Below are 3,797 nucleotides of genomic sequence, written 5' to 3' on the forward strand. Positions count from 1 at the left end.
TGGCGGGGGCGCGGGCGAAGCCCGTCGCCGGCGCCGACCGGTCGCAGTACCCTGCTGGGCACAGGCACCGGCACCGGCACCGGGCCTGCCGGAGACGACGAGACCAGCGCCGCCGAGCCGGCGAGCCACCGCCACCGGGAGGGTCATGAGCGACGAGAAGACGTTGTTCGAGCGGATCATCGACCGGGAGGTCCCCGCCGACATCGTGCACGAGACCGACACCACCCTCGCGTTCCGCGACATCAGTCCCCAGGCGGCCACCCACGTGCTCGTGGTGCCGAAGTCCCGGTACCGGAACGTGGCCGAGCTCGCCGCGGCCGACCCGGGGCTGCTGGCCGACGTCGTCGGCACGGCGGCCACGGTGGCCGAGCGGGAGGGGCTCGGTGACGGCTACCGCGTCGTGTTCAACACGGGCGCCGACGCGGGCCAGACGGTCTTCCACGTCCACGCACACGTCCTCGGTGGGGAACAGCTCGGCCATTTCGGGCGTTATCACCAGTGAGTCCCGGGCGGGTAAACTTCCGTGCCCCGGTGGTGGTCCAGCCGCTACCATCGGTATGACCAGGGACGACGACATCCACGACCCGCACGTCACGTGCAGAAGGCAGGCCAGAGGCCACGTGGCCGGAACCGAACCGCTGCATCCCGCGCACCTCACCCCGGACGAGGCGGGCCCGTCGCAGGCCGCGTCCGACCCACAGCCCGTGTCGACGGACGGGCCGGTGGACGGGGCGGACGACACCGCCGCGCAGGGCCGGTCGGCACAGTCGCACTTCCCGATCCCGGATGCCGCCGCACTCGTGCTGCTCGGCTCCGCCGACGAGAACCTGCGCGTCGCCGAGGACCTGCTCGACGCGGATGTGCACGTTCGGGGCAACGAGATCACCCTGACCGGGGCCTCCAGCGAGGTGGCCTTCGCCGAACGGGTGTTCGCGGAGCTGGTGACGCTGGCGGACAAGGGGCAGCAGATCAGGCCGGACACGGTCCGCAGGACGGTGACGATGCTCTCCGGCGGCGGCTCGGAGTCGCCCGCCGAGGTGCTGAGCATGAACATCCTGTCCCGGCGGGGGCGCACCATCCGGCCCAAGACGCTGAACCAGAAACGCTACGTCGACGCCATCGACCGGCACACCGTGGTGTTCGGCATCGGCCCCGCGGGCACGGGCAAGACCTACCTGGCGATGGCGAAGGCCGTGCAGGCGCTGCAGAACAAGGAGGTCACGCGGATCATCCTGACCCGACCGGCCGTGGAGGCCGGTGAGCGGTTGGGGTATCTGCCGGGCACGTTGTCCGAGAAGATCGACCCTTATTTGCGGCCGTTGTACGACGCGCTGTACGACATGCTCGACCCCGAGTCGATCCCGCGGCTGATGCAGGCGGGCACGATCGAGATCGCGCCGCTGGCCTACATGCGTGGCCGCACCCTCAACGACGCGTTCATCATCCTGGACGAGGCGCAGAACACGACGCCGGAACAGATGAAGATGTTCCTCACCCGGCTGGGCTTCGGCTCGCGGATCGTGGTGACCGGGGACATCACCCAGGTCGATCTGCCCGGCGGGCAGCGCAGTGGGCTCCGGATCGTCCGTGAGATCCTCGAGGGCGTGGAGGATCTGCACTTCTCGACCCTGAGCAGTCACGACGTGGTACGGCACAAGCTGGTGGGCGACATCGTCGACGCCTACGAGAAATGGCAGGCCGAGCAGGACGACACCGCCGACGACCGTGCGGCGGGCGGACGGGGACGCCGGTGAGCATCGAGATCGCCAACGAGTCCGGTGTCGACGTCGACGAGACCTCGATCGTCTCGGCGGCCCGGTTCACGCTCGACCGCATGGAGGTCAGCCCGCTCGCCGAGCTGTCGGTGTCGCTGGTGACCCAGGACGTCATGGAACAGCTGCACGTCCGGTGGATGGATCTGCCCGGCCCCACCGACGTGATGGCGTTCCCGATGGACGAGATGGAGGCGGGCCGCGGGCCGGAGGCCCCCGAGTCGTCCCCCGCGCTGCTGGGTGACATCGTGCTGTGCCCCGGCTTCGCGGAGGACCAGGCCGCCACGGCCGGGCATCCGCTGCTCGACGAACTGCACCTGCTCACGGTGCACGGCGTGTTGCACCTGCTCGGGTACGACCACGCCGAGCCGGAGGAGGAGCGGGAGATGTTCGGCCTGCAGAAGCGGGTCCTCGCCGACTTCCGCGCCGCGCTGGACGCCGCACGGCGCCAGGACACCCAGCGCGGCAACGACGAGCGGTTGCTCGGTACGGCGGGGCTCGACGAAGGGACCGATCCGGAGCCATCGTGACCCCCTCGGCCACTTTCCTGGTCGTCGCCGCGCTGCTGGTGCTGCTCGGCGGGATACTCGCGGCGGCCGACGCCGCGATCGGTGCCGCCTCGGCCGCGCGGGTCGAGGGCCTGATCCGCTCGGGCCGCGTCGGCGCCCGCCAGCTGGACCTCGTGCTCCGCGAACGCACCAGGCACATCAATCTGCTCCTGCTGCTGCGCATGGGCTGCGAGCTCACCGCGACCGTGCTGGTGACCGTGGTCGCCCTGCGCCTGCTCGACTCCGTCTGGCTCGCCGTGCTGGCGGCCAGCCTGGGCATGGCGCTGGTGAGTTACGTGCTCGTCGGGGTGGGGCCCCGCACCCTGGGCCGGCAGCACCCGTACCGGATCGGTCCGCTGGTGGCCGGTCCCGTCCGGGTGCTCGGCACGGTGCTCGGTCCGCTGAGCCGCCTGCTGATCGTCCTCGGCAACGCCATCACCCCGGGTCGCGGCTTCCGGGAGGGGCCGTTCACCACCGAGGCGGAACTGCGCGAGCTGGTCGACCTCGCCGAGGAGCGGGGCGTGGTGGGCACCGAGGAGCGGGAGATGATCCACTCGGTGTTCGAGCTCGGCGACACCGTGGCCCGCGAGGTGATGGTGCCCCGCACCGAGATCGTGTGGATCGAGCACGACAAGACCGTGCGGCAGGCCCTGGCGCTGTCGATGCGGACGGGGTTCACCCGCCTCCCCGTGATCGGCGAGTCGGTGGACGACATCACCGGTGTGGTGAACCTCAAGGACCTCGTGGCGGCGTCCATCGCCGAGGGCGGCACCGCGCGCGAGGTCGGTGAGCTGATGACCCCCGCGAACTTCGTGCCGGACTCGAAGCGGCTGGACACGCTGCTCAAACAGATGCAGGTCTCCCGCCACCACATGGCGGTGCTGGTGGACGAGTACGGCGGCACGGCCGGACTGCTCACCATCGAGGACATCCTCGAGGAGATCGTCGGGGAGATCGCCGACGAGTCCGACGCCGACGAGCGTCCCCCGGTGGAGCACGTCGACGACCATGTCGTGCGGGTCTCGTCCCGGCTGGGGCTCGACGACCTGGCGGAGCTCTTCGAGGTCGACCTCGAAGAGCACGACGTGGAAACGGTCGGCGGCCTGATGGCCGAGCGCCTCGGCCGGGTCCCGCTGCCGGGTGCGGAGGCCGAGGTGGAGGGTCTGCGGCTACGGGCCGAGGGCGGAAAGGACCGTCGTGGCCGGATGCGGATCACCACGGTGGTGGTGCGCCCGGCCGACGGGCACGCGACCGGTGCGGGCACCAGGCCCGGCGCCGACGAGAACCAGGACCGATCCGACAGGAGAGTGGAGCATGCCTGAGCTGGACCCGGAGGACGAGAAGCTCGTCGTCCTGGCCCGTTCGACCAGGGCGCGGGTGCAGGCGGCCGAGGGCGCCGCCGTACGGGACACCGACGGGCGCACCTACGCCGCCGCCCCGGTCGGGCTCCCGTCGCTGCGGCTGACGGCCGGCGCAG

Annotated in this window: 4 protein-coding genes and 1 pseudogene; all 5 read left to right on the plus strand. The window is 71.2% G+C overall.

Annotation, left to right across the window (positions count from 1 at the left end):
* Nucleotides 1-145 precede the first annotated feature (145 nt).
* Entirely contained in the window at nt 146-502 is a 357-nt protein-coding gene (locus SACPADRAFT_RS0206280) for a histidine triad nucleotide-binding protein (RefSeq protein WP_007026861.1), read from the plus strand.
* 118 nt (nt 503-620) lie between these two features.
* Nucleotides 621-1,754 carry a PhoH family protein gene (locus SACPADRAFT_RS0206285; protein WP_233357130.1) on the plus strand — a complete coding sequence of 378 codons (1,134 nt, stop codon included), beginning with the start codon at nt 621-623 and terminating at the stop codon, nt 1,752-1,754.
* On the plus strand, nt 1,751-2,302 hold the full coding sequence (gene ybeY, locus SACPADRAFT_RS0206290) for an rRNA maturation RNase YbeY (RefSeq protein ID WP_007026863.1): 552 nt from the start codon (nt 1,751-1,753) through the stop codon (nt 2,300-2,302). The genes SACPADRAFT_RS0206285 and ybeY overlap by 4 nt, the downstream gene beginning before the upstream one ends.
* Complete coding sequence (locus SACPADRAFT_RS0206295; RefSeq protein WP_007026864.1) at nt 2,299-3,642, plus strand: hemolysin family protein; 1,344 nt, start codon at nt 2,299-2,301, stop codon at nt 3,640-3,642. Before ybeY ends, SACPADRAFT_RS0206295 begins: the two co-directional genes overlap by 4 nt.
* Nucleotides 3,635-3,797, plus strand: a pseudogene (locus SACPADRAFT_RS25880) (cytidine deaminase); the annotation flags it as partial. The gene SACPADRAFT_RS0206295 and the pseudogene SACPADRAFT_RS25880, both read left to right, overlap by 8 nt.

Origin of the sequence: Saccharomonospora iraqiensis subsp. paurometabolica YIM 90007, from assembly GCF_000231035.2 — a bacterium.
Classification (GTDB): Bacteria; Actinomycetota; Actinomycetes; order Mycobacteriales; family Pseudonocardiaceae; genus Saccharomonospora; species Saccharomonospora paurometabolica.